At 75.6% G+C, this 21,364-nt stretch carries 23 protein-coding genes; 10 read left to right on the forward strand and 13 right to left on the reverse strand.

Going from position 1 to position 21,364, the window contains the following annotated elements; all coding sequences use genetic code 11:
- Window positions 1-136: 136 nt before the first annotated feature.
- Complete coding sequence (locus tag ACI782_RS23750; RefSeq protein ID WP_456912578.1) at window positions 137-1,072, reverse strand: DUF5926 family protein; 936 nt, start codon at window positions 1,070-1,072, stop codon at window positions 137-139.
- A 229-nt stretch (window positions 1,073-1,301) separates the two neighbouring features.
- Between ACI782_RS23750 and ACI782_RS23755 the strand changes: the two genes are divergently transcribed.
- Both ACI782_RS23755 and ACI782_RS23760 read left to right on the forward strand, forming a co-directional pair.
- Window positions 1,302-2,507: a cytochrome P450 gene (locus ACI782_RS23755; protein WP_456912579.1), complete on the forward strand. Its 1,206-nt coding sequence runs from the start codon at window positions 1,302-1,304 to the stop codon at window positions 2,505-2,507.
- Between the two features lie 101 nt (window positions 2,508-2,608).
- Complete coding sequence (locus ACI782_RS23760; RefSeq protein ID WP_456912580.1) at window positions 2,609-4,225, forward strand: long-chain fatty acid--CoA ligase; 1,617 nt, start codon at window positions 2,609-2,611, stop codon at window positions 4,223-4,225.
- A gap of 126 nt (window positions 4,226-4,351) precedes the next feature.
- Here ACI782_RS23760 and ACI782_RS23765 read toward each other — a convergent pair whose 3' ends face one another.
- Complete coding sequence (locus ACI782_RS23765; RefSeq protein ID WP_456912581.1) at window positions 4,352-4,681, reverse strand: rhodanese-like domain-containing protein; 330 nt, start codon at window positions 4,679-4,681, stop codon at window positions 4,352-4,354.
- A 57-nt stretch (window positions 4,682-4,738) separates the two neighbouring features.
- Between ACI782_RS23765 and ACI782_RS23770 the strand changes: the two genes are divergently transcribed.
- Both ACI782_RS23770 and ACI782_RS23775 read left to right on the forward strand, forming a co-directional pair.
- Entirely contained in the window at window positions 4,739-5,248 is a 510-nt protein-coding gene (locus ACI782_RS23770; RefSeq protein WP_456912582.1) for a PH domain-containing protein, read from the forward strand.
- A gap of 107 nt (window positions 5,249-5,355) precedes the next feature.
- Complete coding sequence (locus tag ACI782_RS23775; RefSeq protein ID WP_456912583.1) at window positions 5,356-6,777, forward strand: PH domain-containing protein; 1,422 nt, start codon at window positions 5,356-5,358, stop codon at window positions 6,775-6,777.
- On the opposite strand, the gene ACI782_RS23780 is transcribed toward ACI782_RS23775, so the two are convergent.
- Both ACI782_RS23780 and ACI782_RS23785 read right to left on the reverse strand, forming a co-directional pair.
- Complete coding sequence (locus tag ACI782_RS23780) at window positions 6,725-8,038, reverse strand: glutamate mutase L (RefSeq protein ID WP_456912584.1); 1,314 nt, start codon at window positions 8,036-8,038, stop codon at window positions 6,725-6,727. The genes ACI782_RS23775 and ACI782_RS23780 overlap by 53 nt on opposite strands.
- Window positions 8,039-8,123: 85 nt before the next feature.
- Complete coding sequence (locus tag ACI782_RS23785; protein WP_456912585.1) at window positions 8,124-8,768, reverse strand: response regulator; 645 nt, start codon at window positions 8,766-8,768, stop codon at window positions 8,124-8,126.
- Window positions 8,769-8,875: 107 nt separating this feature from the next.
- On the opposite strand from ACI782_RS23785, the gene ACI782_RS23790 reads away from it, so the two are divergent.
- The 3 genes from ACI782_RS23790 to ACI782_RS23800 all read left to right on the forward strand — a co-directional run bounded on the left by ACI782_RS23790 (window position 8,876) and on the right by ACI782_RS23800 (window position 10,888).
- Window positions 8,876-9,595 (forward strand): sensor histidine kinase, encoded by a 720-nt coding sequence (locus ACI782_RS23790; RefSeq protein ID WP_456912586.1) that lies wholly within the window; start codon window positions 8,876-8,878, stop codon window positions 9,593-9,595.
- 108 nt (window positions 9,596-9,703) lie between these two features.
- Window positions 9,704-10,564, forward strand: a complete 861-nt coding sequence (locus ACI782_RS23795) for a manganese catalase (RefSeq protein ID WP_419751820.1) — start codon at window positions 9,704-9,706, stop codon at window positions 10,562-10,564.
- Window positions 10,565-10,669: 105 nt separating this feature from the next.
- Entirely contained in the window at window positions 10,670-10,888 is a 219-nt protein-coding gene (locus ACI782_RS23800; RefSeq protein ID WP_456912587.1) for a hypothetical protein, read from the forward strand.
- 161 nt (window positions 10,889-11,049) lie between these two features.
- Here the strand turns inward: ACI782_RS23800 and ACI782_RS23805 are convergent, their stop codons facing one another.
- Both ACI782_RS23805 and ACI782_RS23810 read right to left on the reverse strand, forming a co-directional pair.
- The gene (locus ACI782_RS23805) at window positions 11,050-12,696 is read right to left on the reverse strand and encodes a solute symporter family protein (protein WP_456912588.1); all 1,647 of its coding nucleotides are present in this window, start codon (window positions 12,694-12,696) and stop codon (window positions 11,050-11,052) included.
- Complete coding sequence (locus ACI782_RS23810; protein ID WP_456912589.1) at window positions 12,686-13,075, reverse strand: DUF485 domain-containing protein; 390 nt, start codon at window positions 13,073-13,075, stop codon at window positions 12,686-12,688. The genes ACI782_RS23805 and ACI782_RS23810 overlap by 11 nt, the downstream gene beginning before the upstream one ends.
- A 158-nt stretch (window positions 13,076-13,233) precedes the next feature.
- On the opposite strand from ACI782_RS23810, the gene ACI782_RS23815 reads away from it, so the two are divergent.
- Window positions 13,234-14,541 (forward strand): Rieske 2Fe-2S domain-containing protein, encoded by a 1,308-nt coding sequence (locus ACI782_RS23815; protein ID WP_456912590.1) that lies wholly within the window; start codon window positions 13,234-13,236, stop codon window positions 14,539-14,541.
- A gap of 24 nt (window positions 14,542-14,565) precedes the next feature.
- On the opposite strand, the gene ACI782_RS23820 is transcribed toward ACI782_RS23815, so the two are convergent.
- Entirely contained in the window at window positions 14,566-14,718 is a 153-nt protein-coding gene (locus ACI782_RS23820) for a hypothetical protein (protein WP_456912591.1), read from the reverse strand.
- Between the two features lie 76 nt (window positions 14,719-14,794).
- Between ACI782_RS23820 and ACI782_RS23825 the strand changes: the two genes are divergently transcribed.
- Window positions 14,795-16,012 (forward strand): MBL fold metallo-hydrolase, encoded by a 1,218-nt coding sequence (locus tag ACI782_RS23825; RefSeq protein ID WP_456912592.1) that lies wholly within the window; start codon window positions 14,795-14,797, stop codon window positions 16,010-16,012.
- Between the two features lie 19 nt (window positions 16,013-16,031).
- On the opposite strand, the gene ACI782_RS23830 is transcribed toward ACI782_RS23825, so the two are convergent.
- Together ACI782_RS23830 and ACI782_RS23835 are read right to left on the reverse strand one after the other, a co-directional pair.
- Window positions 16,032-16,685: a haloacid dehalogenase gene (locus ACI782_RS23830; protein WP_456912593.1), complete on the reverse strand. Its 654-nt coding sequence runs from the start codon at window positions 16,683-16,685 to the stop codon at window positions 16,032-16,034.
- A 13-nt stretch (window positions 16,686-16,698) separates the two neighbouring features.
- Entirely contained in the window at window positions 16,699-17,553 is an 855-nt protein-coding gene (locus ACI782_RS23835; RefSeq protein WP_456912594.1) for an Fpg/Nei family DNA glycosylase, read from the reverse strand.
- Between the two features lie 177 nt (window positions 17,554-17,730).
- Between ACI782_RS23835 and ACI782_RS23840 the strand changes: the two genes are divergently transcribed.
- Window positions 17,731-17,910, forward strand: coding sequence for a hypothetical protein (locus ACI782_RS23840; protein ID WP_456912595.1), 180 nt, complete (start codon window positions 17,731-17,733; stop codon window positions 17,908-17,910).
- A 46-nt stretch (window positions 17,911-17,956) separates the two neighbouring features.
- On the opposite strand, the gene ACI782_RS23845 is transcribed toward ACI782_RS23840, so the two are convergent.
- From ACI782_RS23845 to ACI782_RS23860, 4 genes are all read right to left on the reverse strand, one after another.
- Window positions 17,957-19,462, reverse strand: a complete 1,506-nt coding sequence (locus ACI782_RS23845; RefSeq protein WP_456912596.1) for a malic enzyme-like NAD(P)-binding protein — start codon at window positions 19,460-19,462, stop codon at window positions 17,957-17,959.
- 111 nt (window positions 19,463-19,573) lie between these two features.
- Window positions 19,574-20,014: an SRPBCC domain-containing protein gene (locus ACI782_RS23850; protein ID WP_456912597.1), complete on the reverse strand. Its 441-nt coding sequence runs from the start codon at window positions 20,012-20,014 to the stop codon at window positions 19,574-19,576.
- 10 nt (window positions 20,015-20,024) lie between these two features.
- Window positions 20,025-20,822, reverse strand: coding sequence for a class I SAM-dependent methyltransferase (locus ACI782_RS23855; protein WP_456912598.1), 798 nt, complete (start codon window positions 20,820-20,822; stop codon window positions 20,025-20,027).
- A gap of 20 nt (window positions 20,823-20,842) precedes the next feature.
- Window positions 20,843-21,331 (reverse strand): DUF309 domain-containing protein, encoded by a 489-nt coding sequence (locus ACI782_RS23860; protein ID WP_456912599.1) that lies wholly within the window; start codon window positions 21,329-21,331, stop codon window positions 20,843-20,845.
- Window positions 21,332-21,364: the final 33 nt, after the last annotated feature.

The raw sequence follows: 21,364 nt of genomic DNA on the forward strand, positions 1-21,364 counted from the left end.
GGGTGCGCGGCGGGGTGGTGGGTGGTGTGGTGGGGGGGGTGCGGGGGGGGGCCGGGGGGGGGGGGGGCGCGGCCCCGGGGGGGGGGCCGCCTCAGCCGCGTCCGCGCGGGGATCTGCCGCCGGAGGCGGCGAGGGCTCAGCGGAGGGTGATCTGGCGCGACAGCAGGCCGGCCCGGGCCCGCCGCTCGTCGGCGGTGAGCGGCTCGGTCGAGGCCAGCGCCTGCTCCAGCCGGGTCTGGAACCCGGTGGCCGCGCCGGTCCAGTCGCCGGCCGGGGTGTCTGCGGGCAGGTCCCAGACGGGGACGACGAGACCGTGGGCGCGGAAGGCCCCGGCGTACCGCGTGCCCTCCCCGAGGGTGATCTGCTCGGCCGCCCGCAGCCGGGCCAGCGCGTCGAGCAGCCGCTCCTCCGGCTCGGGCCGCACCCAGCGCAGGTGCGCGCGCTCGCCGCTGGGCCGCACCCAGTACGCGGCGCCCAGCCCCGGCAGCAGCTCCGTGGGCAGCACCGCGGCGTTGGCCTGCTCGAGCCCCGCCCGTGCCGCCGCCGAGGGCTCGGTGCCCTCCAGCCAGAAGCCGAAGTCGGGGTGCACGGTGACCTCGAACGGAGCCTCGAGGTCGAGCACCTCCTGCAGCCGCGGCCCGGCCGAGCCGGCGCCGCCCACGGGGCCCGGGTCGACCGGCGCACCGGTGGGCGCCTCGAGGGCCGCCGCCAGCGCCGTCCCCAGGTCGCGGCTCACGTCGTCGGAGGACGCCTGCAATTGGACGCCGAGCAGGATCTCGCCGTTCGCGCGCACCAGGGCCGGGGCGCCGCCGGGCAGGACGCTGGCCAGGGTCACGTCCCGCCCGTCGGCGGTCCTCAGCGGCACGGTGGCAGCGGGCACCAGCTCGCGCAGGGCCACCCAGTGCGGCTCGCCGGGCAGCCCCTCGAAGGGCCGGGCCACCGGAGGCGCGTAGCCCGAGCCGTGGCAGTGCTTGTACCGGCGCCCCGAACCGCAGGGGCAGGGCGCCTTGGGGTTGACGCCGCCGTCGGCGGCGGGGGCAGCGGAACGCTTGCGGGTCGCGGAGCGGGCCATGCGCTCAGGCTAGGTGGCCCCCGTCCAGAGGCTCCCGGCGAGCCCGCGAGGCGGGAGGGGGACGGGGCAGGTGGACGGCTGGTGCGGCCCCCGTCCAGAGGCTCCCGGCGAGCCCGCGAGGCGGGAGGGGGACGGGGCAGGTGGACGGCTGGTGCGGCCCCCGTCCAGAGGCTCCCGGCGAGCCCGCGAGGCGGGAGGGGGACGGGGGTCCTTTCACTAGGCTCCGGGGGTGACCAGCACCGCCCCCCTGCTCGACCTCACCGACCCCGCCGTCGTCGCCGACCCCTACCCCGCGTTCGCCCGGGCGCGGGCGCAGGCGCCGGTGCAGTGGCACGAGGGGCTGGGCCTGTGGCTGGCGTTCACCCACGCCGAGAGCAACGCCGTCCTGCGCGACCGGCGACTGGGCCGGATCTGGCGGGACAAGGAGCCCGCGGAGCGGTTCGCGAGCTTCAACCTCATCCACCGCAACGCGATCCTGGAGATGGAGCCTCCCTCGCACGCCCGGCTGCGCCGGCTGATCAGCACGGCGTTCGCGCGCGGGCACGTGGAGCGGCTGCGGCCCTGGGTCGAGGACCTCGCCGGCCGGCTGGTCGACGAGCTCGTCGAGCGCTCCGGCGGCAGCGAGCCGGTCGACGTCCTCTCCGGCATGGCCGAGCAGCTGCCGGTCGACGTCATCGCCGAACTGCTCGGCGTCCCGGACGCCGACCGGCCGCTGCTGCGGCCGTGGTCGAACGCGATCGTGAAGATGTACGAGTACGGGCGGACGACGGCCGTCGAGGAGGCCGCCGAGCGCGCGGCGGACGAGTTCGTCGCCTACCTGCGCGAGCTGGCCGCCGATCGGCGCCGGCACCTCGGGGAGGACCTGGTCAGCCACCTCGTGAGCGTCCCGGACGCCGACGGCGACCGGCTCACCGAGGAGGAGCTCGTCACCACCTGCATCCTGCTGCTCAACGCCGGCCACGAGGCCACGGTCAACGTGACCGGCAACGGTCTGCTGGCCCTGCTGCGCGACCCCGGCCAGCTGGCCCGGCTGCGGGCCGACCGCGGCCTGCTGCCCACCGCGATCGAGGAGCTGCTGCGCTTCGACTCGCCGCTGCAGCTGTTCGAGCGCACCGCCACCGCCGACGTCGAGATCGGCGGCGTGACCGTGCGGGAGGGGCAGAAGGTCGCCGCCCTGCTCGGAGCGGCCAACCGCGACCCCGCCGTCTTCGCCGACCCGGACACCATCGACGTCGGCCGCGCGGACAACCCGCAGATCTCCTTCGGCGCCGGCGTCCACTTCTGCATCGGGGCCCCCCTGGCCCGCGTGGAGCTGCAGGCCTCCTTCGGCGCGCTGCTCGACCGGACGTCGCGGCTGGAGCTGGGCGGGGAGCCGGTGCGCCGTCCGGAGTTCGTCATCCGCGGCCTGTCGCGGCTGCCGGTCGTGCTGGGCTGATCCGTCGGCCTCCGGCCCCACTCCCCGGACCGTCTCTCGGGGCACCCTCCCCCGGGCAGGGTGCGGTAGAACGTGAGCGGGGTCACTGGCACGATGCGGCCATGCGTGGGCTGATGCAGGACTTCCCTCTGACGATCGATGCGATCTTCCGGCACGTCGAGCAGCACTACGGCGACGGCACCATCGCCACCGCCGGGCCCGGCGGGATCACCCGGACGACGTACGCGGAGTGGGCCCAGCGCACCCGGAAGCTGGGCGGGGTGCTCGACACCCTCGGCATCACCGAGGACGGCCGCGTGGGGACGTTCGGCTGGAACAGCCAGCGCCACCTGGAGCTCTACTTCGCCGCGCCGTCCACCGGCCGGGTGCTGCACACGCTCAACATCCGGCTGTTCCCCGAGCAGCTGACCTACATCGCCAACCACGCCGAGGACGAGGTCGTCTTCGCCGACCGCACGGTGCTGCCGCTGCTGTGGCCGCTGATCGACACGATGAAGACGGTCAAGCACGTCGTCGTCATGGACGACGGCGGCGACAACGAGATCCCCGACGACCCGCGGGTGCTCGACTACGAGACGCTGCTCGCCGAGGCCTCCCCGGTCGACTTCCACGTGACCGACGAGTACCGGGCCGCGTCGATGTGCTACACGAGCGGCACCACCGGCAACCCCAAGGGCGTCGTCTACAGCCACCGCTCCACCTGGCTGCACACGATGGGCGTGATGGCGCCGAACGCCTTCGGCCTGGGCATCCAGGACGTCGCCATGCCGGTCGTGCCGATGTTCCACGCCAACGCCTGGGGCATCGCGCAGGCCGCCCCGGCCGCGGGCGCCTCGCTGGTCATGCCCGGCTCGATGATGCAGCCGCAGGCACTGGCCGACCTGATCGTCGAGGAGGGCGTCACCTTCACCGCCGGCGTCCCGACCATCTGGCAGGGCGTGCTGCCGCACCTGGCCGGCCGCGAGCACAAGCTGCGCTGCATCGGCTGCGGCGGCTCCGCGGTGCCCAGGGCGCTGTCGGAGGCCTACCGCGAGCAGATCGGCCTGGCGATCCTGCAGGCCTGGGGCATGACCGAGACCCACCCGGTGGCCTCCTCGGCGGTGCTCCCCCGCCGGTACCTGGACGCCGACGAGGAGACCAAGGCGAGCCAGCGGGCGCGCGCCGGCATCCCGTTCCTGGGTGTCGAGGCGCGCATCGTCGACGCCGAGACCTTCGAGCCGCAGCCGTGGGACGACAAGGCCACCGGTGAGCTGCAGGTCCGCGGCCCGTGGTGCGCGCAGGACTACTACAACCCCGACGCGGGCGTGGTGCTGACCACCCCCGACGGCTGGATGCGCACCGGCGACGTGGCGGCCCTGGACGAGTACGGCTCGATCCGCATCGCCGACCGCACCAAGGACCTCATCAAGTCCGGCGGCGAGTGGATCAGCTCGGTGGACCTCGAGAACGTGATCATGAGCCACCCGAAGGTGAAGGAGGCCGCGGTCGTCGGCATCCCGCACCCGAAGTGGGACGAGCGCCCCCTGGCCTGCGTCGTCGTCAAGCCGGGCGAGACGATGACCGAGGAGGAGGTGCTCGAGCACCTGCGGCCCCAGGTGGCCAAGTGGTGGCTGCCCGACGCCGTCGAGTTCATCGACGAGGTGCCCAAGACCAGTGTCGGCAAGTTCTCGAAGAAGGACCTGCGCGCCCGCTTCGCCGACCACCCGCTCGAGAGCTGAGTGGAGTGCCACGGCGCGGTTCCCGCTCCGTGGCACTGCACTCGTCAGCGCACGAACACACTGGGCGCTTCCGCGCCGCGATCCGCTCCTCGCTCGCCGGCGCGCGCTGCGATGCTCCCGCGGCTGTCAGCGCACGAAGGGGGGCCGGCCGGTCTCGCTCACCATGGGCCGGCCGGCCGCCTCCCACCCGCCCATCCCGTCGCCGACGTTCACCGCGTCGAAGCCGTTGGCGTTGAGCCACCAGGCCACCCGGGCCGAGCGCCCGCCGCTGCGGCACACCACGTACACCGGGTCGCCCTCGGGCAGGTCGTCGAGCCGGGCCGGGACGTCCCCCATCGCGATGTGCGTCGCACCCTCGATGTGCCCGTGCACCCACTCGTCGTCCTCGCGGACGTCGAGGACGACGGCGTCCTCGGGGAGCTCGGTGGCGGCGACGGTCGGGACCTGCTGGGGCATCACGCACCCCATCGTGGCACGCATCCGCGGGCGGTCCGGCTGCGAGGATGGACGGCGATGACTGCCGAGACCACCGCGCCGGTCCGCGATCCCGCCTGGGCGCTGTCCCGCTCCGCGATCGGGCTGTGGGTGACCGAGGGGGTCCTGGGCACCCTCTTCTACGGGGTCCTGGTGGCGGCGTTCGTCCTCTTCGTCCCCGCGGGCGGCCCCGTGCCGGTGCTGCGCTGGGTGCTCCCGGTGCTGCTGGTGGTGTACGCGGTCGTGGCGATCGGCGTCCGGCCCCGGTTCCGGTACCGGGTGCACCACTGGGAGGTCACCGACGAGGCCGTCTACACCCTCACCGGGTGGCTGACCCGCACCTGGACGCTGGTCCCCATCTCGCGCATCCAGACCGTCGACGTCACCCGCGGTGTGCTCCAGCAGCTGTTCGGCCTGGCGACCGTGGCCGTGCTGACCGCCTCCAGCCAGGGCACCGTGCGGGTGCTGCACCTGGAGGCCGACGTCGCCCGGCGGGTCGCCGACGACCTCGCCCGCCGGGCGGAACTCGTCCGCGACGAGGCGACGTGAGCCAGCCCTCCGAGCCCTGCCAGCGGCCATCGTGGCCACAGAGTCCGCCGGCGGAGCGCGCACCAGCTCCCGACGTCGGACGGCGGACGTCGCCGCGCATCGTGCTGGTGCACACCGCCACGTTCCGGCAGGCCCGCCAGCTCGTCCCGCTGCTGATCCCGCTCGCCGCGGTGGTCGGCTTCGGCGACGGGCTGACCACGGTCGTGATCCTGGCGGTGGCGATCACCGCGCTGTCGCTCGCCGCGGCCGCGCTCTCCTGGTGGCGGTTCAGCTACGCCGACGGCCCGACCGCGGTGGTGGTCACCCGCGGACTGCTGGCCCGCTCGGTGCGCACCGTGCCCAACGACCGCATCCGCGGCGTCGAGGTCGAGACGCCGTTGCTGCACCGGCTGTTCGGGCTGGTGCGGGTGCGCATCGACGCCGCCGCCGGGTCGGTCGGCACCAACGAGGAGGAGCTCGTCGTCGACGGCGTGCCGGCCGCCGAGGGCGACCGGCTGCGCACCCGGCTGCTGGCCCGCCGCGGCGCTGCCGGCCCCGCGACCGCGCCCGGCACGGCGGCGCCCGAGGAGCCGGCCGAGGAGGAGTTCGCCCGGTTCGACGACCGCTGGCTGCTGTACGCGCCGCTGGTCGGCAGCTACCTGGTCGTCCCCCTGGCCGCCGTCGGCGCGCTCTTCCGGTTCGTCGACGAGCTGCCCGACGGGCTGGTGCCCGAGGTCGCCGGCCCCGACCTGTCCGACCCCCGGGTGCTGCTGGGTGCCCTCGCGGCCGCGGTGCCGCTGCTGGCGCTGGCCGCGGTCGTCGGCGCGGCGCTGGTGAACTGGCGGTTCCGGCTGGTGCGGCGGGGCGGGTCGCTGGTCGCCGTCCGCGGGCTGCTCACCCGGCGGCACACCGAGCTGGAGGTGGACCGGGTCCGCGGCGGCACCCTCAGCGAGGGCCTGGGCATGCGGTGGGTGCGCGCGGCCCGGGTCAACGCGCTGGTCACCGGGCTGGGGCAGGCCAACCGGCGCGGTCAGCTGCTGCCGCTGGGCCCGCGATCGGAGGCCGAGGTGCTGCTGCGCCGGCTGGTCGACGACCCCGGGCCCCTGACTCCGCACCCGCCCGCCGCCCGCCGCCGGCGGCTGGTCCGGGCGCTGACGTCGGGCCTGCTGGTGACCGCGGCCGGCGTCCTCACGACGGCCACCCTCGGCTGGTGGTGGGTGCTCGTCATCGGCGTCGCGCTCACCGTGCTCGGCGTGCCGATGGGGATCGGGCGGTACCACGCGCTGGGGCACCGGGCCGGCCCGCGGTCGTTCAGCGTCCGCAGCGGCTGGCTGGTCCGCGAGCAGGCGGTGCTGCAGCGCCGCGCCGTCGTGGGCTGGCAGGTGCGGCAGAGCGTGTTCCAGCGCCGTGCCGGGCTCGCCACGGTCGTCGCCTGCGTCGGCGCCGGCAGCGGCGGCTACGCCGGGGTGGACCTCGCCGCCTCCGACGTCGCCGGGTTCACCGCGGCCGCGTCGTCCGGGACGTGGGCCGGAACGCTCGCCCCCCGCTGAGCAGGCCGGCCGCCGCGGCCGGGGCGTCACCGGCCAGCAGGCCCGCCGCGGCCAGCACGTACCGGACGTCGACGGCGACGTCGGCGCCGGCCAGCACACCGCCGGCTCCTCCGCGGTCGGCCGCGATCCGCGCCGCCGCGGCGTCCACCGCGTCGGCCCCGCCGTGCCGGAACACCCCGCCGGACAGCACGACCAGGCCGACGGTGCGCGCCCCGGCCCCGCCGCCGTAGGCCGCCTCCGCGCGCAGGTGCCGGCGCAGCGCGACGGTCGCGGCCGCCGTCCCGAGGGACAGCGGGTCGTCCCCGGCCGGCGGCACACCCTCGTCCTCGGCGGCCGCTCTCAGCGCGTCCGCGCTGGCCTCGACCCCCAGGTCGCCCTCGACCGTCCGCCGCGCCGCGGGGACGCCGACCGCCTCGCGGCCCAGCGACGCCTGCTCGGCGTCCGGGTCGGGCACGCAGTAGACGTCGGTCGTCGCGCCGCCGACGTCCACCACGACGACCCCCGGGACGTCGGCTCCCGCCCGGCTCGCCGCGAGCACCGACACCCCGGCCAGGACGGCGTCGGGCGTCACCGTGCGCACCCACTCCCGCAGCCGCGGGTCGGTCGAGAGCCGGTCGCCGCCGATGACGTGCCGGAGGAACACCTCCCGGATCGCCGCCCGCGCGGGCTCCGGGGCCAGCCGGCCGATGTCGGGCAGCACGTTGGCGGTCGCGGTGACCGGCACGCCGCCCGCGCGCAGCACCGCAGCGACCTCGTCCCGGACGGCGGCGTTGCCGGCCAGCACCACCGGGACGGACCTGTCCGCCGCCGCCAGCGCCGCCGCGTTGTGCCGCAGCACCGAGGCCTCCCCGCCGTCGGTGCCGCCGACTAGCAGGACGACGTCCGCCTCCGCCGCCCAGAGCCGCGTCAGCGCCGCCTCCGTCAGCCGGCCCGCGGCCACGTGCACGACACGGGCCCCGGCCGACAGCGCCGCGCGGTGCCCGGCCTCGGCGCTGATCAGCTCCTCGTACCCGACCACCGCCAGCCGCAGCCCCCCGCCGGCGCTCGAGCAGGCGAGCACCGGCGCGCGGGGGAAGTCGGCGGTCGCGGCCAGCACCCCGCGGACGACGTCGCCGGCGTCGGTGGGCGCCTGCGCCCGGGCCAGGAGCACGCCGGCGGGCAGTCCGACCAGGGCGGCCTTGGTCCAGGTCGACCCGATGTCGACGCAGGCGACGACGCTCATGCCCGCGGCAGCCCGGGGGCGGAGGATCGGCGCGGTCACCTCGGCGACCCTAGCCGCGCGTGTCGGTTCCGGTTCGTGGGTAGCGCGGGGAGCCATGACCTCCGATCCGGCACCGTTCCGGAGGTCACCCCTGCCGGCCCGTCGACCCGCCCAGGTGGACCCGGCCGGCCAGCGCGGCCGCCTCCACCCGGGTGGTCACACCGAGGGTGCGCAGCAGGGCGGCGACCAGTCGCTTGGCGGTGCGCTCCGACACGTGCAGCGTGGTGGCGATCTCCACCGTCGGGGCCCCCTCCGCCACCAGCCGCCACAGCCGGCGCTCGTCGGCGGTGAGCCGCTCCGCGATGCCCTGCTCCCCGGTGGGGGTGGCGTCGTCCAGCAGCTGCCGCAGGAGGTCCTCCGGGATCACCGACCACCCGTCGAGGACGGCGAGCAGCGGGCGGACCAGGGTCTCGGGGTCGGCGGTCTTGGGCAGGTAGCCCGCTGCGCCCGCGCGCAGGGCCTCGATGGCGTCCTGTGCCTCGGCCATGCCCGAGAGGGCCACCACCCGGACCAGCGGGTCGGTCCGGCGGATGGCGGCGATCGCCCGCGTCCCGCCCGGCGGCGGCATGTGCAGGTCCACCACGGCGACGTCCGCGTGGTGCCGGCGCACGAGAGCAGCCGCCGCGGAGGCGTCCTCCGTCGCCCCGACGACCCGCACCCGCCCGTCACTCACTCCGGGCAGGAGCAGGGCGAGACCACGGCTGAACAGCGGGTGGTCATCGACGAGCACGACATCGACTGGACGGCGCTCAGCACCGGCGTCGGTCAACTCCCACTCCCCCTGACGGTGGCCGCGCCCCGGCGCTGGCCGACCGGTTGCGCACGACGGAGGTGCCCATGACCCTGGCCGCCAATCCCCCGATCCCCACACCGCCCGCGCGGTTCCCCGACCTGCTGCGGCGGTTCCGGCGGCGCCGGTCCGGGGCCGCCGACGAGGGGTCGGGCGGTGCCGAGGACGCCGTGGTCCGCGCCCTGTGTCACGACATGCGGACGCCGCTGGCGTCGCTGGAGGCGCTGCTGGGCTCGCTGGGCCGGACCGACGACGACCCCGGTGAGGTGCTGGAGCTGGCCCGCGCCCAGACCGCCCACCTGTCCTCGATGCTCCGGACGGCGGCGGCCGCGGGCGGAGCGGCGTCACGGGCACCGAGCTCGCGCCGGCTCGGCGACGTCGTCCGGGCATCGGTGACCGCCTCCGGACTGCCGGCCGGGCAGCTCACCGTGGCGCTCGGCGCGGGTGCCGAGGAGGTCCGGGTCGCCGACGCCCGGGTCCAGCGCATCCTGGTCAACCTGCTGGAGAACGCACACCGCCACGGGGGCGGCGCGCCGGTCCGGCTCGCGGTCACCTGCGGCCCGGGGTGGGTGGAGCTCTCGCTCACCCAGGCCGTCGCGCACCCCGAGCGCTTGATCGCGCACCTGGGCGCCGAGCTGCCGCCGCCGGACCTCACGGGACTGGGGCTGTGGTCGGTCCGGCGGCAGACGCGGGAGCTCGGGGGGCAGGTGGTGTGGGACGCCGACGGCAGCTCGCTCACCCTCGTCGTGCAGCTCCCCGACAGATGAGGTTGGCACCGGCGGGCCACTGCTGGGCACCGGCGGGCCACTCGGCGCGGGCAGATCTCCGTCGTCACCGCATCGGCGGTGGTGGTCGCGACGACGCGAGGAGAGCCCGTGTTCACCCACACCCACGCCCTGCAGTACGAGGCCAAGCCCGACGGCCCCGACCCCGACTTCGCCCGCAAGATGCAGGAGGTCCTCGGCGGTCAGTGGGGCGAGATGACCGTCGCCACCCAGTACCTGCTGCAGGGCTGGAACTGCCGGCTGCCCGGCAAGTACAAGGACCTGCTCCTCGCCATCGGCACCGAGGAGCTGGCCCACGTCGAGATGATCGTGACGATGATCGACCGGCTGCTCGACCACATCCCGCTCAAGCCGGACGCCGCCGACCGCACCAAGGAGGCGGCCGCCGGGTACGGCCAGCACAACCCGCAGCACCCGATCGTCAACGGCGCCGGCGCCTCCTACATGGACAGCATGGGCAACCCCTGGACCGGCGCCTACGTCACCGCCAGCGGCAACCTGATGGCCGACTTCATGTACAACGCCACCGCCGAGATGCAGGGCCGGCTGCAGGTCGCCCGCCTCTACAACATGACCGACGACCCCGGGGTCAAGGACATGCTGCGGTTCCTCATCACCCGCGACCACTACCACCAGCAGCAGTGGCTGGCCGCGATCGAGGAGCTCAAGGACGACGGCCTCGAGGGCATCCCGGTGCCCGAGGCCTTCCCGCTGGAGGAGGAGGTCGGCGACCTCGGCTACACCTTCATCGACGCCTCCGACGGTCCCGAGGCCTCGGCCGGCCGCTGGGCGTCGGGCCCGTCGGTCGACGGCCGCGGCCAGTTCTCGGCCCGCCCGATCGAGGCGACCGCGGACGCGCCGATCCTGCCGCCCGGGGACCCGCGGCTGTTCCCGACGCCGCAGCAGCCGGGCCAGTCGTTCATCCAGAAGGCCAAGGACATGCTCAAGTGACCCGCTGAGCCCACCCGTCCTGCGCCGTCGCCGCGCCGGCGGCCGGGTCCTCGGCGACCCGGCTGCCGGCCGGCGGGACGCCTCCGCCCCCCTGGAGGAAGCACCGTGCACCTGTCCCTCCCCGCCGTCCTGCTGACGGTGGTCTACGCCGCCGCGCTCGCCGTCGCGGTCACCGCGCCCGGCCAGCACACCGGCGCCGCCCTGGTCGTCCTCGCGGGACTGGTCAGCCGCTGGGCCGTGCGCCACCGGCGGGCCTCCCGCGCCGTCGGCGCCGTGGACGCCGTCCTCGCCGCCGACGCCGCCCCGGCGGCCCGGGCCGCCTGAGGTCCCGCACCGCGCGAGGCGCGCCCCCGTTCGGGACGCGCGCCTCGGCGGTGCCACCCAGGCCCCGTGGGGAGACCCGCCGCGAGCCCGGTGACCGACTGGAACGGCCCTCTCCAGGGACCCGCGCCGAGCGTGCGAGGCGTGGGGAGGAGGGGGTCCTCTCAGTGCTGGACGGCCTTCTCCGCCCCGATGCCGGTGAGCGAGCGCACCTCGAGCTCGGCCCACTTGGCCTCGTTCGGCTTCTCCTTCGACAGCACGGTGCCCAGCCAGCCCAGGAAGAACGACAGCGGGATGGACACCAGGCCGGGGTTGGACAGCGGGAACCAGGAGAAGTCGACGTCCTGGAGCAGCGAGGTGCTCTTGCCCGTCGTCGGGTTGACCGGCCCGCCCGACACCACCGGCGAGAAGATGATCAGCGTGATGCACGAGATCAGCCCGCCGTACATCGACCACAGCGCGCCCTGGGTGGTGAACCGCTTCCAGAACAGCGTGTAGAGGATGGTCGGCAGGTTCGCCGAGGCGGCCACCGCGAAGGCCAGCGCCACCAGGAAGGCGATGTTCAGCCCGGCCTGCAGCGCCAGGATGCCCAGCCCGATGGCGATCGCGCCGATGACGACGGCGGTGATGCGGGCGACCCGCACCTCGCCGTTGGGCGGCACGTCGCCCTTCTTGATCACCGACGCGTAGACGTCGTGCGCGAAGGACGCCGACGCGGTGATCGTCAGGCCCGCGACGACGGCCAGGATCGTGGCGAACGCGACGCCGGCGATGACGCCCAGCAGCACCGTGCCGCCGAGCTCGAAGGCCAGCAGCGGAGCCGCCGCGTTCACCGCGCCGGGCGCGCCGAGGATGGTCTCCGGGCCCACGAGCGCCCCCGCGCCGTACCCGATGACCAGGCTGAACAGGTAGAAGATGCCGATCAGCCAGATCGCCCACACCACCGACCGGCGGGCGTCCTTCGCCGTCGGCACGGTGTAGAAGCGCATGAGCACGTGCGGCAGACCCGCCGTCCCGAGCACCAGCGCCAGGCCGAGGGAGACGAAGTCCAGCTTCGAGGTGCCGGTCGCGCCGTACTGCGCGCCGGGGGCCAGCACGTCGCGGCCCTCGACGGCGGTGTCCACCGCGCCGCCGAGCAGCGCCGACAGGTTGAAGCCGTACAGGCCCAGCACCCACACCGTCATGACGAGCGCGCCGGCGATGAGCAGCGAGGCCTTGATGATCTGCACGTAGGTCGTGCCGCGCATGCCACCGACGAGCACGTAGATGATCATCAGCGCGCCGACCAGGACGACCACCAGGGCCTGGGCCGCCTCGCCGGTGACGCCGAGCAGCAAGGTCACCAGGCCGCCGGCGCCCGACATCTGGGCCAGCAGGTAGAACAGCGACACCGCCAGCGTGGAGATCGCCGCCGCGGTGCGCACCGGCCCCTGCCGCATCCGGAAGGCCAGGACGTCGGCCATCGTGAACCGCGCGGTGTTGCGCATCAGCTCGGCGACCAGCAGCAGCGCCACCAGCCAGGCGACGAGGAACCCGATCGAGTAGAGGAACCCGTCGTAGCCGAAGACGGCGATGGCGCCGGCGATGCCGAGGAACGAGGCGGCCGAGAGGTAGTCGCCGGCGATGGCCAGCCCGTTCTGCGTGCCGCTGATGTTGCGGCCGGCCGCGTAGTAGTCGGCCGCGCTCTTGTTGGTGCGGCTGGCCCGGAACGTGATGACCAGCGTGATCGCGACGAAGACCCCGAAGATCGTGATGTTGATGGCCGGGTTGCCGATGGTCCCGCTCTCGGCGGCGAGCAGTTCAACGGGCACGGCGGACCCCCTCCCCCGTCGAGGAGTCGCGGTGGCGGGCGTAGTCGTGGTGCTCGAGCCGCTCGCGCATCTCGTCGGCGATCGGGTCGGTGCGCCGGTCGGCGTGCGCCACGTAGAGGTGGGTGATGACGAACGTCGTCACGAACTGTGCGAGGCCGAGCAGGATCCCCACGTTCACGTTGCCGAAGACCGGGGTGGACATGAAGTCCGGCGCGTAGGTGGAGAGCAGGACGTAGAGCAGGTACCAGGCCAGGAAGGCCACGGTCATCGGGAACGCGAAGCGGCGGAACCGCCGCCGCAGTTCGGCGAACTCGGGTGAGGCCTGGGCCTCCTCGTACTCCTCCGGTGTGAGCAACCGGCGTTCGGCGGGTGGTGTCACGGTGCGCCCTCCCCTGTCAGGTCTTCGACCAGCGACGATGTGATCGCGATCACTGTAAGAGTGACTCGCCCCGGCGTCTCCTGTTCGAGACGGAACCGTGTCGCAGGACCGTTTCCCGCTGGTCACGCTGCGGGAACGCGGCGGCGCTGCAATGGGTCATGACTGCGAGAGGGACGACGTCGACGGGGTGGTTCCCGGTGGCCCGCGCCGCCGAGGTCGGGACGACGCCGGTACCCGTGGGCGCCGGCGGCCGGCCGTACGTGGTGGTCCGGCTGCGTCCCGGCGGGGAGGTGAGCGCCTTCCCCTCGCGCTGCCCGCACCGGCTGGTGCCGCTGGCGGCGGCGACGGTGGTCGAGGGCCGGCTGCAGTGCCCGTACCACGGGTGGCGGTTCGACGGCGAGGGCCGCTGCGTGTCCGTCCCGTCCCTCGGCCCCGACGGGTCGGCGCCGCCGCGGGCGGACCTGGCGACGCCGTGGGCGGTGGAGGAACGGCACGGCTGGGTCTGGCTGGCGCCCGAACCGACGCCCACCGCCGTTCCGCCGCGGCCGGCCGCCGACACCGCCGCCGGGCTCCCGCCGCCGCCGGAGGAGCCGCGCGGACCGGTGTTCGGCAACCTCGACCGCTCCCTGGACCACGCCTGGCACCCGGTCGCGCTGTCCCGCGAGCTGCTGCCCGGGGGCTGGCTGCAGGTCCGGCTGCTCGGCCGCACCTGGCTGCTGCGCCGCACCGAGCAGGGCCTGGTGGCCGAGCCGCCCGCCTCCGCCGTCCTCGAGCGCCTCGGCCTCGTCTGGCTCGCCCCCGCCGAACCGCGGGACGTGCCCCTGGACGTGCCCGAGGACGGCGACCGGCGGTTCGTGAGCACCTGGCTGCCGCCGGTCCGCTCGCCCGGGTCGGCCGGGCCGCTGGCCGACACCTTCCTCGACGTGGCCCACGCACCGTTCGTGCACAGCCGGATCGGCGGCTCCGCGGATGCCGCGGAGGTGCCGGCCTTCGAGGTCCTCCCCGAGGAGGGTGGGTTCCGCGCGGAGCTGGAGCGGCCGTACGAGACGCCGCACCACCCCGACGGCGTCGACGGCCCGCCGGTCCGGCGCCGCGCGACCTACACCTACCGCGCGCCGTTCCAGCTGCGGCTGCGGCTGGACTCCCCCGACTCCGGAGCGGTCACGACGATCCTGTGCCTGCTGCAGCCCGAGGACGCCGACTCCACCCGCGTCTACACCCGGATGCTGGTGTCCGCGGGCCCCGGGGCGCGGCTGCCCTGGCCGGACGACGTCGCCCGCGAGGTGTCCATCCAGCGCCAGGTGCTCGCCGAGGACCTGGCGCTGCAGGCGCAGCTGCCCGACAGCGGGCTGCCGCTGGACCTGCGGGACGAGCTGCACGTGCGCTCCGACCGGCTCGGCGTGGCGCTCCGGCGCGCGCTGGCCGACTTCGCGGCCTCGGCGCTGCGCCTCCGCGGCGCCGCCTGAGCCGGCGGGACCTCGGCTCCGCCGTCACCCGGCCGGCAGCAGCTCGCCGCAGGCGGCGCACCGCGTGGGCGGGTCCTCGTCGGCCAGCCGCCCGCAGGCCGGGCACACGCGGGCCAGCCAGCAGGCGGGGTCGCCGTCGGGCTCGGCGGGGGACGGTGCCGGCGGGTCGGTTCCCACCCGGTCAGCCTCGCCCGTCGCGCCGGCCGGGGCAACGCCCGGACGTCCCTCAGCCGCGGCTGGGATGCTGGCGGGCGTGCCGTCCCCCGCCGCCCGCCGCACCGCCTTCGCTCTCGCCGCCACCCTCGCCGGGCCCGCCGTCTGGGTCGCCCGTGCCGCCTGGGGCCTGCCCACGGCGCTGGGCGCGAGCCGCCGGGAGGTGCGCCGGTACGCCGTCGGGTCGCCGCAGTTCTCCGACGGCCGGTTCCACAACCGGATGACCACCCCCGCCCTGCCCCCGGCCAGCGCGCGGCGCGGGCTGTTGCGGCAGATGCACGAGGAACGGCACACCGGCCTGCCCGCCCGGCCGGTGCCGCTGGCCCGTCCGGAGCTGCCGGCCGAGGCCGGGGAGCTGGCGGTCACCTGGTTCGGGCACTCCAGCGCGCTGATCGAGGTCGACGGCCGCCGGGTGCTGGTCGACCCCGTGTGGGCCGACCGCGTCTCGCCCTCCCCGCTGCTCGGCCCCACCCGGCTGCACCCGGCGCCGGTGCCGCTGCACACGCTCCCGCCGGTCGACGCCGTCCTGATCTCGCACGACCACTACGACCACCTCGACCTGCCCACCGTCCGGGAGCTGCTGAGCACCCAGACGGCGCCGTTCCTCGTGCCGCTGGGCATCGGGGCGCACCTGCGCGGCTGGGGCGCGCCGGAGGAGCGCATCGTCGAGCTGGACTGGGAGGCCGGCGCCACCGTCGCGGGGCTGACGATCACCTGCTCCGAGGCCCGGCACTTCTCCGGCCGGTTCCTCGCCCGGGACACCACCCTGTGGGCCTCGTGGGCGATCAGCGGGCCGCGGCACCGGGTCTTCTTCGGCGGCGACACCGGCTACACCCCGGCGTTCGCCGGCATCGGCGCGCTGCTGGGCCCCTTCGACCTGACCCTGCTGCCGATCGGCGCCTACAACGACGCCTGGCAGTACATCCACATGACCCCCGAGGAGGCCGTGCAGGCCCACGGCGACCTCGGCGGCGGGCTGCTGGTGCCGATCCACTGGGCCACGTTCAACCTGGCGTTCCACCGGTGGGCCGAGCCGGTGCAGCGGCTGTGCGCCGCCGCCGAGCGCTCGGACGTGCGCGTCGCCGTGCCGCGTCCCGGCGAGCGGGTCGACGTCCTGGTCCCGCCCCTGGTCACCGACTGGTGGAGCCCGGTCGGGTCGGCCGCCGACGAGCCGGTCGAGGCGGGGGACGGCGGGGTCGGCAGCTCGGTGCTCGCGCGTGCGGCGTCCTGGCTGACGGCCCGCCGACAGCTCGACTGAAGAAGGACCCGTCCTCCAGTCACCCCAGCAGGCGCGCCACCTCGGGCAGGTCGGCGGCCTCGCGCTCCGGCGTCCCGCCCCCGGGGTCCAGCACGTGTCCCGGGCGGCGCAGCCGGACGACGTCGATGCCGGCGGCCAGTGCACCGCGCACGTCCCGCGCCGAGGTGGCCACGTGGACCAGCCGGCCCCCGGCGCGGGCGAGGGCGCGCCGGTAGATCTCGGCTCCCGGCTTGTAGGCCCGCAGCCGCTCCGAGGTCAGGACGGCGGCGTCGTCGACGAGCGGCGCGACGCGGGTGCGGGCGAAGACGGCGTCGTCGACGTTGGACAGGATCCCGACGCGGTGCCGCGCGGCGACATCCCGCAGGCCGGCCTCGACGTCGGGCCAGAGCGGCCAGTCCTCGACCGTGGCCAGCAGCTCCTCGGTGTCGTCGTCGGCGTCCGCGGCCAGGCGCAGCTCGACGTAGGTGGCCGCCAGCGCGCGGCGGCAGTGCTCGACGAACGGGACCCAGGTGGCGAGGTCCCGCTGCGAGGCCTTGTTGTGCGCGTCCCAGAGGTCGTAGAGACGGGCGCCGTCGACCTCCCAGCCGTGCGCGCGGGCGATCGCCCCGAGCGCCGCCGAGCCACCCGTGCGGGAGTCGATCAGCGCGCTGAACAGGTCGACGGTGACGAGCACGGAGCGGGCCGCCTCAGCGCAGCAGCTTGGACAGCCGCCGGTCGGCCAGCGGCTTCCCGCCGGTCTGGCAGGTCGGGCAGTACTGCAGCGAGGTGTCGGCGAAGCTCACCTCGCGGACGGTGTCCCCGCACACCGGGCAGGGCAGCCCGGTGCGGGCGTGCACCGTCAGCCCGGAGCGCTTCTCGCCCTTCATCGTCGCGGCCTGCTGGCCGACCTGGCGCTCCAGCGCGTCGGTCAGCGTCGCCCGCACCGCGTCGTAGAGCCGGACGACCTCGTCCTCGCTGAGCTTGTCGGCCATCTTGAAGGGCGAGAGCCGGGCCGCGTGCAGGATCTCGTCGGAGTACGCGTTCCCGATGCCGGCGAGCAGCGTCTGGTCGGTGAGCGCGCCCTTCAGCTGCCCCGAGCGGCCGGCCAGCAGCGCCGCGAACGCCTCCCGGTCGACCTCGAGCGCGTCGGGCCCGAGCCGCGCGACGCCCGGGACCTCGGCCGCCGTCCGGACGACGTAGACGGCCAGGCCCTTGCGGGTGCCCTGCTCGGTGAGGTCGAAGCCGTTCCCGTCGTCGAGGTGGACGCGCAGCGCCAGCGGGCCCCTGCCCGGCTTCGGCGGCGCGGCGGGCAGCCCGGTGCGCCAGTGCAGCCAGCCGGCCCGCGCCAGGTGCACGACCAGGTGCAGGCCGGAGACGTCGAGGTCGAGGAACTTGCCGTGCCGGCTGACGCCGGTCACCTCCAGGCCGGCGAGGGCGGACAGCGGCGGGTCGAAGGTCTTGATCGCCTGGACGGCGGCCAGGTCGACCCGCGTCACCACCCGGCCGACGGCGTTCGCGCGGAGGAACGCGGCCAACGCCTCCACCTCGGGCAACTCGGGCACCGGGCCATGATGCCCGCTCGGCGGCGCGTCCGGCGTCCCCCGATCCGGGCGTCCGGGTCGCGGCCGGGTGGAGCCCACGGCGTCCCGCTCTCGCCCCGGCCGGTGCCACGCTACGAGCGGGCGCCGGAGGGGCCGGGGCACCCCGCTCGGCGACACCCGAGGGAGAGGAGTCTGGACATGACCGAGAGCGAGCAGGGCCGGACGCCGGTGGACGAGACCCGCCCGTCGGCGCCGGACCCGGACCGGGACGGCACGACGCCGGAGCCGGGCGGGAGCGGCGTGGGCATGGGGCTCGGCAAGGGTGACGCGTTCGAGCCGGAGGAGTCCGCCCCGGCCGAGGACGCCGGCAGCGAGTGAGCCCGTCCTCGTGCCGGTCCCCGCGGGGACCGGCACGAGGCGGACCTCAGGACCTGATGCCGTCGTCCTCGTTCAGCGAGACGGTCGCGCCGGGCTCGTGCCGGGCCTGGTCGGCGACCGCGGTCGCCACCGCCTTGGCGACGGCGGGGTCGAAGACGCTCGGGATGATGTAGTTGGCGTTGAGCTGGTCGTCGGTCACGACCGCCGCGATCGCCTCGGCCGCGGCCAGCAGCATGCCGTCGCTGATCTCGCGGGCGCGGGCGTCGAGCAGGCCGCGGAAGACGCCGGGGAACGCCAGCACGTTGTTGATCTGGTTCGGCAGGTCCGAGCGGCCCGACGCGACGACGGCGGCGTACTGCCGGGCGCGCACCGGGTCGACCTCGGGGGTCGGGTTGGCCATCGGGAAGACGACCGCCTGCTCGGCCATCCGGCCGAGGTCCTCGACGGCGAGCACGTTGCCCGCGCTGACGCCGATGAACACGTCGGCGCCCGCGAGCGCGTCGGGCAGCTCCCCGCGCACGCCGTCGGGGTTGGTCCGCTGCGCCAGGTCGCGCTTGGCCGGCGAGAGCCGCTCGTCGTCGGGCGAGAGGATGCCCTCCCGGTCCCACACCAGCACGTGGCGGGCGCCGGCCTCCAGCATCAGGTGCACGATCGCCGTCCCCGCGGCGCCGCCACCGGCGACGACGATCTTCACGTCCTCGAGCCGCTTGTCCACGACGCGCAGGGCGTTGCGCAGCGCGGCCAGCGCGACGATCGCCGTCCCGTGCTGGTCGTCGTGGAAGACGGGGATGTCGAGCTTCTCGCGCAGCCGCGCCTCGATCTCGAAGCAGCGCGGCGCGGCGATGTCCTCGAGGTTGATGCCGCCGAAGCCGGGGGCGAGCAGCTCCACGGTGCGCACGATCTCGTCGACGTCCTGGGTGTCCAGGCAGATCGGCCAGGCGTCGATGTCGGCGAACCGCTTGAACAGGACCGCCTTGCCCTCCATGACCGGCATCGCCGCGCCCGGGCCGATGTCGCCGAGGCCGAGGACGGCGGAGCCGTCGGTGACCACCGCGACCGAGTTGCCCTTGATCGTCAGCCGGCGGACGTCGTCGGGGTTCTGCGCCAGCGCCATGCAGACCCGGGCCACGCCGGGGGTGTAGGCCATGGAGAGGTCGTCGCGGGTCTTCAGCGGGACCTTGGAGGCGACCTCGAGCTTGCCGCCCAGGTGCAGCAGGAAGGTCCGGTCGCTGACCTTGCGGACCTTCACGCCGGGGACGGCCCGCAGCGCCTCGACCATCTCCTCGGAGTGCGCGGCGTCGGCGGCCGAGCAGGTGACGTCGACCGTGAGGCCGTCCGAGCGGCTGTCCACGACGTCGATCGCGGTGACCGCACCGCCCGCGGACCCCACGGCGGTGGCGATCCGGCCGATGCTGGCCGGGTCGCCGTCGGCGGTGAGCCGGACGGTGAGGGAGTACGACGCCGAGGTGACGGGCCCGCGCGGCGGCGTGGCCGGCTCACCCCTGTCGGTGTCGTCGGTACGGGGCGCGTTGGCGGCGGTGTCGGTGCTCATGGCGGACCCCATCGTCCCACCCCGCCGGTCCGGGGTCGCCGTTGCGGTCACATCGGTCGTGTGCGGTCGGGCACCCCGCGGCGCGCCTGCTGGACCGGCGGTCCCGCGGGCTCAGCCCCCGTGCCGGGAGGTCCGCCCCTCGGCCCGCGCCTTGAGCCCCTCGCAGAACTGGCGGAACGAGGGGTTGAGGTCCGGCGTGGTCCGGCCGAGCACCGCGGCCAGCGGCCCGGTGTGGTCCTCGCGGACGGTGAGCACCGTGCCGCCGTCGTCCTGGCCGTCGAGGTGGTAGGTGCGCTCGATCACCGCCAGGCCGAACGGCAGGCCCCCGCGCCAGCGCATGACCTCCTGGGGCCGGATCTCGGTGACCGTCACGGCGAAGGGGCGGTTGCGGATCATCGTGGCGTAGAGGGTCACCTGCTCCCCCAGGGCGACCCGGCCCTCCACCCGGTCGACCCCGGAGTCCCAGTCCCGCCAGCCGCCGACGTCGACCAGCAGGTCCCACACCGCGGCGGGGCTCGCGTCGATCCGGGTCGCGGCCTCGAAGCTCCTCATCGTTCTCCCCTCACCCGGCCCGCACGCCGGTGGACTGGAGGTAGGTGTTGGGCACCACGATGCCGGGCCCCCCGCCGCGGGTGAAGCTGCCCCACAGGTCGCAGAACTCGTCCTCCAGCGTCGTGCGCCCGGCCTCGTCGAGCCGCCGCCAGGCCACGTGCACCGGCGCGTACCAGTCGCGGTAGCGCTCCCACTGGACAGCGACAGAGGGAGCGGTGAACTCGACGGTCCGCTCGGAGTGGCGCACCTGGCACTCACCGCGCCCCAGCAGCGCCTCCACGCCGTCCGGCGTCCCCCACCGCAGCGGGTCGCCGGTGGCGTCCTCCGGGTCGTGTCGCTCGATCAGGGCGAGCAGCCGGCCGCCGGGCGCCTCGGGGCGCCAGGCGGTCAACCCCAGCCGGCCGCCCGGCCGCAGCACCCGCAGCAGCTCCCGGGCGGCCTGCTCGGGATCGGCGGCGAAGACGACGCCGAAGGTGGAGACCACGACGTCGAAGGACTCGTCCGGGAACGGCAGCTCGCAGGCGTCGGCGACCTCGGTCGCGAAGGTCAGCCCCTCCATCTCGGCGCGGCGGACGGCGTACTCCAGCAGTTCCGGCACGAGGTCGCTGCAGACGACGTCGGCGTCGCGGCGGGCGGCGGCCAGCGCGGTGTTGCCCGTGCCGCCGGCGACGTCGAGCACGCGGTCGCCGGGCCGCACGGCGAGGTCGGTGACGAGCTGCTCGCTGGCCGGCACCAGCCGGACCCCCACGCGCTGGTAGTCCCCGGCCGCCCAGACGTCCCGGGTGCGTGCGGCGGTGGAGGAGGTCATGCCCGGCAGTGTGCTCCGCGTCACTCCCCGCTGGAAGTGGCGGTCAGGCGCGGTGCCACGGCCCGCGGGTCGACGGCGGCGCCCTCCCCGGCCGCGGCCACCTGCCGCGCCCAGGCCACCAGGCCCGCGACGTCGACGCCGTGCGGCGGGGCCCCGGCGTAGCCGGCGATGTTCCCGGCGCCCCGGTCGAGCAGGGTGACCGCGCCGCGGCCGTTGCCCCGCGCCGCGTGGGTGAGCCCGACCGCGAGCTGCGCCAGCCCTCGCCACAGCTGCCGCTCCCGCTCCGGCGCGGACTTCCAGGCGTCCTCGAGCACCTCGTGGGCGTGGAAGGGCCGGCCCGCGTCGAGCAGCCGCTGCGCCTCGGCCAGGGCCTCGTCCGGGCGGCGCAGCACCCCCTCAGGAGCCCGCTCCTCGCCCACCGCACCGCGGGGGAGCGGGCGGCCCAGCGCGTCGCGCGGGCGGGCGTTGCGGGCCCGCCCGGCGGCGTCGCGGTCACGGGAGGCGTCCACCCGCCCATCTTCTGCCGAACACCGGGGAGCCGT

The sequence above is a fragment of the Geodermatophilus sp. SYSU D00703 genome (assembly GCF_054050155.1).

Bases quoted from the DNA above. Each gene is read 5' to 3' on its own strand.
- ACI782_RS23845 (WP_456912596.1), bottom strand. From the start codon at position 19,462: ATGAGCACCGACACCGCCGCCAACGCGCCCCGTACCGACGACACCGAC.
- ACI782_RS23815 (WP_456912590.1), top strand. From the start codon at position 13,234: ATGACTGCGAGAGGGACGACGTCGACGGGGTGGTTCCCGGTGGCCCGC.
- ACI782_RS23765 (WP_456912581.1), bottom strand. From the start codon at position 4,681: ATGCCCCAGCAGGTCCCGACCGTCGCCGCCACCGAGCTCCCCGAGGAC.
- ACI782_RS23855 (WP_456912598.1), bottom strand. From the start codon at position 20,822: ATGACCTCCTCCACCGCCGCACGCACCCGGGACGTCTGGGCGGCCGGG.
- ACI782_RS23790 (WP_456912586.1), top strand. From the start codon at position 8,876: ATGACCCTGGCCGCCAATCCCCCGATCCCCACACCGCCCGCGCGGTTC.
- ACI782_RS23850 (WP_456912597.1), bottom strand. From the start codon at position 20,014: ATGAGGAGCTTCGAGGCCGCGACCCGGATCGACGCGAGCCCCGCCGCG.
- ACI782_RS23750 (WP_456912578.1), bottom strand. From the start codon at position 1,072: ATGGCCCGCTCCGCGACCCGCAAGCGTTCCGCTGCCCCCGCCGCCGAC.
- ACI782_RS23770 (WP_456912582.1), top strand. From the start codon at position 4,739: ATGACTGCCGAGACCACCGCGCCGGTCCGCGATCCCGCCTGGGCGCTG.
- ACI782_RS23840 (WP_456912595.1), top strand. From the start codon at position 17,731: ATGACCGAGAGCGAGCAGGGCCGGACGCCGGTGGACGAGACCCGCCCG.
- ACI782_RS23760 (WP_456912580.1), top strand. From the start codon at position 2,609: ATGCGTGGGCTGATGCAGGACTTCCCTCTGACGATCGATGCGATCTTC.